General features: G+C 47.2%; 4 protein-coding genes. 2 read left to right on the forward strand and 2 right to left on the reverse strand.

Annotated elements, in window-relative coordinates; all coding sequences use genetic code 11:
- Positions 1–108: 108 nt before the first annotated feature.
- Entirely contained in the window at positions 109–327 is a 219-nt protein-coding gene (locus GX030_08995) for a hypothetical protein (protein NLV92509.1), read from the reverse strand.
- Positions 328–1,234: 907 nt separating this feature from the next.
- Here GX030_08995 and GX030_09000 point away from each other — a divergent pair.
- The gene (locus GX030_09000) at positions 1,235–2,440 is read left to right on the forward strand and encodes a methyltransferase (GenBank protein NLV92510.1); all 1,206 of its coding nucleotides are present in this window, start codon (positions 1,235–1,237) and stop codon (positions 2,438–2,440) included.
- Between the two features lie 169 nt (positions 2,441–2,609).
- Entirely contained in the window at positions 2,610–3,245 is a 636-nt protein-coding gene (locus tag GX030_09005; protein NLV92511.1) for an ATP-binding domain-containing protein, read from the forward strand.
- Between the two features lie 366 nt (positions 3,246–3,611).
- Here GX030_09005 and GX030_09010 read toward each other — a convergent pair whose 3' ends face one another.
- Entirely contained in the window at positions 3,612–4,151 is a 540-nt protein-coding gene (locus tag GX030_09010) for a hypothetical protein (protein NLV92512.1), read from the reverse strand.
- Between the last annotated feature and the right edge of the window lie 1,755 nt (positions 4,152–5,906).

The raw sequence follows: 5,906 nt of genomic DNA on the forward strand, positions 1-5,906 counted from the left end.
CCTCCTTACAAACAAGTTGCTTAGAGGCTTATTTCCAGGGTGCTATGCGGTGACTCCTTTTTCTACCCAACTCTGGAAAATTAGACTGCCATTTTCGCCATTCTTATACTACCAAAAACAGACACCTTCGTTGCTATAAACCTTGTCATCAGCAAGGTCACCGAGAGTTATGTCAAAGGACTCCACATCAGTCTCAATCAACACCCATGCCGGTACTTCTAGGTTGATGTCAAACTCTCTTTGATCTTGATTTGCTAACGCTGCAGTCGCTAGAATAAGCAGCACCGCTAAACTAACCACAGGAAATAAGTAAGCTGATCTTCTCATTGTTCTACCTCCTCGTGTTGCTGCTTGATACATACACGTCTTCACTGCCCTGAAAGGGGTCGACTCACCTTTGCTCCTCTAAATGTGTCAGTACAACCTTGTGTATACCTGCTTTCCACTGATCCTGTAAATCTCCGCTTAATCTAGGGTTGAATAAGGGTTAAGCTTGTACAAGTCTAGCCTCGGAGTTATAGTGGAACTATTCACCTGGTTATGATCTTTCGAATCCCCTCCTTCGAAATCGAGACAGTTCTTATCCGCTCCGTTGAACCTTAACTATAAACTACCAACTACCAGTTAAATAGGTCTCAAAACTTTCACAAAATCCCTCTCTCTAGAAGTCAAAATATAAGGGACTCGCTTAAGCTTATGGGTCGGGAGCATACATATCCCAGGTTGGAGACAGACTGGTAACACACGATTAATAAATCGTGTGTCAGAACGCCACGTCATTAAGCGTCAATGGTCACGTGAGGGTCCCATTTCAACGTGGCCATTAACATTGAGATTAGGAGAGCGGATGATATCATATATGGATCAAATGTCTGCGGAGATGGGTTGTGCTAGAGACATGAATCACCGGCTTAGCGAATGGAGGCTAGGCTTACAGTATCTTCTATGTCGGTTCTGGAGCAACTCTGCCCATGATAAATTAACAGGAAAAGCCCAAGAATCAGATAAGTACCGTGGTAAGTTTTAGTACTATTTGACATAGCAAGCTCAGGTTTAAGAAGGAACAGTGAAGGACTTCTACCGAATAACGGATTAAGTGTTGCATGTCGAGCATCTTGTTTACACAGTAATGTAGATTCGCGGACCGTAGGACCAAAACTTGTATGAGGCCTGTTTGGAATTCATGGGTGGAAACGCGTAGTAAACATCTTTCATAGGAAAGGGTGTCATTGACATGATCCGAACCACCCGACTGCTGCTGGAGACTATTGCTGAGCTTTTCCCACAACTGCATAGACGCGGGTGCCTCCTGGATATAGGTAGCGCGGAAGGGCGTGTGGCTCGCTTCTGGACAGAGCAGGGAGGTTATGCTGCTTACTGTTACTATGAATTGGATGTTTGCCGGCGTGTAGCTGCACTGTGTGATATTTCTCTAGAGCAGTGCTCCCCAGAGAAGACGGCCGGTGAAGGGGTGTGGCTTTCTGGTCACAGTGGACGAATGAGTATTGCTTTTACTGACTTGGTCCCCAATGGGCCGTATGGGTTTGCAGTCTTGGATACCCATTCCTACCCGAGAGAGTACGCATTCGAGATGGTTGGTCATATTGCTTCACAGCTGGACAGAAATGGTTGGCTGCTGTCGGTGATTGATCAGGGAATCAGCTCAACTGCTTGGGTGAACGAGTTGAGCCAATGGTTTGAAGAGGTGCAGATACTGCAACCAGCGGCGGCAAAAGCGCAAGATATCCAAGTATTTCTTTCTCATTGCCCCCGGCCAGACCTAAGTCCGAGGATAGGTTACTATTCATGGCAGGTTCCCATTGGCGGCGAGGCGTGCCACTTTAAGGGAGCTCCAGGAGTGTTTTCCCCTAGAGGTTTAGATGCAGGTACAGCCTTCATGCTTGAGATAATGGACATTTCATCCGACGATCTTTGTCTCGATTTAGGTTGTGGGACTGGCGCCGTAGCAGTGGTGGCCGGCAAGAAATCTCGGCAGATGGTAATGGCGGTGGATACCAATGCTCGGGCTCTGAGATTGACGCAGCTTAATTGTGAACATAATCTCGCCCGCGAGGTACAGGTACAGCCCAGTGACGGGCTGATGGATATCGACCCCGACATCCAATTTGATGTCATCGCTAGCAACCCTCCATATCACACCGATTTTGCTGTGGCTCGGCGGTTTATTGACGGGAGTTTCTCCCGGCTGCGACAGGGAGGGAGGCTGTATCTGGTCGTTAAGAGGAGTGTATGGTATGAGCAAAAGCTAAGGAGTGTATTTGGAGGCTGCCGCAAATTCATCAATGAGAGCGGCTATACTGTGTTTGTAGCAGAACGCCGCCGAATGCAGAAACCATCGCAGGCCTGTAAGGGGACAACAAGAAAACACCTCAAACGGATTGAGGCAAGTCAACAACGAAAACGTCGCCGTCTACGATAAAGGACTGAGTAGTCTTCGGGTGTTAGAACTCGTGTCGCTTTTTGCCAGCCATTGCATGTGTGCCTAGCACTGTTTGACCAGATTTCGGATAAGCAGGATTCTTTTATAAGGACCGAATGACATTTTTATAGTAGGTGACTGCCATCAGCGGGTTTACGGCCGGCCTGTAGTGCTGAGTCGATGTGGTATCGAAGTTAGGGGTCGGGCTACACGCTTTCGGATCAACTACAGAACTACCGAAGAGATCCGCCGCTGGTCTGTGGCCCTTCTCAAAGGCGAGCCCGTTGATGATCTCGATGGGGGAGAGGAGACTCTGTACGGATATCAGTCGCTGTTTAACGGGCCGGAGCCATGTATCAAGCATTTCGACACTCAGCAGGAAGAGTTCGGCTTTGTGCTGAGTTCGCTGCAGGAGCTTCTAAGAACGCAAGCACCAGACACCGTATGCATCATGGCTCGGACACGGCGGTTGGTGGAATGGTACGCTAGGGAGATAGAGAAGAGCGGTATCCCTGTCCAGATAGCTGGGAGGAGCAATCAAGACTTGGAATCTGGTCGCATTACTCTAGGAACTATGCACAGGCTCAAAGGCCTCGAATATCCCATCGTCTTCGTGGTCGCCGCCAACGCGGATGTTATACCCCACAAGCGGGTCGTCGCTACCGGCATAGATGGCTCAGACTATGAAGAGGCTATTCGCAGAGAGCGCAATCTGCTGTTTGTTTCAGCAACCAGGGCAAGAGATCACTTAATTATTACCAGTTTCGGCAAACAAAGCCCGTTTTTGGAGAGTCTGATGAAGTAGGGTCTGTTAGAACAGTCTGAGTGCGCAACAAGTCCCCTAACACGGCTGAGTAAGTAATCTCATGATGATAGACTAAACTGAGTGCTGAAAAAATCCCATTTTTCTATATAGAGATAAAGTCCAGCAACGAACAGATGCATACCGACCGGGCTCTTCAACTAGACCCGAAGCGTCTTCTCTCTATACACAGGGTCAAGATGTTTGGGAAGTCTACTGCCGATGTTTGTTGTATCCGAACACACCCCTTGTTTGCTAATTATGTTTTTCTTGCCGTCCGGGAAATCGAGTATATACCAACTTACAAGAAAGCGCCCTGGGGAACTGAAATACCCCAAGGCACTGTTTTACTAGGATAGTGTGATTTGTCTAGATAGCTGCTATCGTCACCGTAATAATGTGATCATATTGGCCAGCTACTAGTTTCCACCAAGCGTGCTCTTTCCATTCGTTTGTATTTACTCCGAGCAATATACGACCATCGTATTTGCCAGGGTCGAAATCTTTGTCAACTCCGTTCGCGTTGCCTCTTCTTTGCCCGAGTTTATAGCTCTTATCCCAGCTGCTAGGATCGCTTGATTCTTTCATGAAGGTATCGTAGACCAGACTGTGCTCAAAAACTTCGCGAACCTCTTCATCGATGTTCTCAAACCCACTCCAGGAGAACGCGATATTAAACTTACAATTAGCGGTGATACTGAAAAACTCTTCGGTCTGATTCTTCGTCCAGTCCTCAAAGAGTCTGTCTACGGTCACTCTCATGGACTGTGGAAAGCTAGCAATCACATGAGGCAGGATGTCAACGGTCACGTCTATATCATCCTGCCTGTTGGAGACATTGGCAAGAGCAGCTACACTCAGTCCCAACACGAGTACGGCAACTAAACTCAATACAGACAGTTTTTTCACATTAGGACCTCCCTAGTTCTTGAGAACGTCTTCCTCATTGCTCAAATTGTATTTCTCAGTATCTCGAGAACGCTGGAGAACCACCTCCTATGCTTTAGCGTGTTGTGAGTTGAAGTTCCAAACTTTGTGTCTAGGATAACTCAAGGAAATCAGAATAATCTCAAAACAAGATTAAAAGACGTACAATTGTTAGCTGCGCTGGTTTGGAAGACATCTTTGCTGAACTACACGGCAGCTCGAAGAAGGTAAATGAAGTGAAAAAATACTGGGACCGGTCGGTGAACTTGGCGAGTGTCCCGTCGAGAGGGCAAGAGCAGTAGGATCCATAAAGGGGGATTACGCCTATGGTGAGAAGTTGGGCAAACAAAATCAAAGGCCAATTTGTTGCATTGCTGCTGCGGAACGAGGGGGCAGATGAACCTCCTCTTAACCTACCCCCGAAGAAGATTGCCGAAATCGACTTGATCAAAGAAAGACAGATCCCAACATACAAGTCTTTGAAGTTGACCTCGTGGGTGATATTGATTCCGTCCAATCATGGTTTTACCGAGTGAAGAACCGGAATAACTCTACACTCAAAAACGGGATTGATATGGAATCTCCCATCATTGTCAACGTAAATGGTCTATCGGGGAAGTATCAACTTCCCAATGAGTTGCTGGAGGAAGAGAAGGAATACGCTTGGAAAGCGTGCGTTAGTAGGCGAGAGAAATCTGTTGAATATGTGGCACACAGTGACCTGGGCTATTTCGAGACAGGTACACGATAATCCGATGGATACAAGAATGCGGCATTTGGTGATCCGATGCTCACTGCAGCTCTTGTCGATAGGGTTACTCATAGGGCACACATTCTCAACATGAACGGCGACTCATATCGATTGAAGGAGAGTCAGCTCAGGAAGGGGCTTAAGGTGGATCAAACCTAAACGGCCAAGTGGATCACTTCTAGACTAGCGCGGGTGGATCACTTTTAACGGCCGAGCGGATCAAAAATGTGTTGACGAACGCAACCACATCTCCGTCGCCGCAAAAAAGCTGGTGCAAAAATTCGTCACCTAGGGTAATCTGGTGTTTAGCCATCCTACTCAACCTCCTGTTGGTTCCTTCTGTTCAACTCAACCATTACCAGGAGGGGATGGCTCTTCCTTCTACTTCCCACCATCCAGATCCCAGAATTTACACCATTATACTGGACGCTACTACACTTGTTGTGGATATCTAAAGACCCCAACCTGGCATTCGCCAGCATTGGGGTCTAAATAGAGAATGCTTATAGCTGTCTAATGTTTGGTAATTTGGTAATCTGAACTTCTATCTGACAGGCTCGATGGTCACTCCGATTATGCCTTCGTACTCGCCTGATAAGACTTCCCACCAAGGTAAATCATCCCAGCTGCCTTGATCCTGTTTCTTTTCAGGTGTGTTATACTATCCTATTCCGACGTTCATTTTTCCAACGTGTTTGCCAGCAGGGAAACTATATGCTGCACTTGCATAACGAGCGCCAGGCTGCCCGGTTACCTCGGATATTGTCGTTGCATCGGAAAAGTCCTGAAGCAAGAGTGCTGTGTGCAGGGCTTCTGTTGCTGGGAAGCTGCCTGTAAACGTTTCTGTCAATCTTACTATAACGGGTGTGTTGGTTGCAAAAACAACATCCCTAATGACTATTAAGCCCCCTAATCGATTTGGACATATAGTGTGTGTCTGATAGAATCGGTCTAGGAGTGATTTCAGTGGCCAACCAGTATACAGA

The sequence above is a fragment of the Bacillota bacterium genome (genome assembly GCA_012727955.1).
In the GTDB taxonomy this organism is placed as follows: domain Bacteria; phylum Bacillota; class Limnochordia; order DTU087; family JAAYGB01; genus JAAYGB01.

Coding starts and splice junctions, on each gene's coding strand:
- GX030_08995 (NLV92509.1), bottom strand. CDS start 327: ATGAGAAGATCAGCTTACTTATTTCCTGTGGTTAGTTTAGCGGTGCTG.
- GX030_09000 (NLV92510.1), top strand. CDS start 1,235: ATGATCCGAACCACCCGACTGCTGCTGGAGACTATTGCTGAGCTTTTC.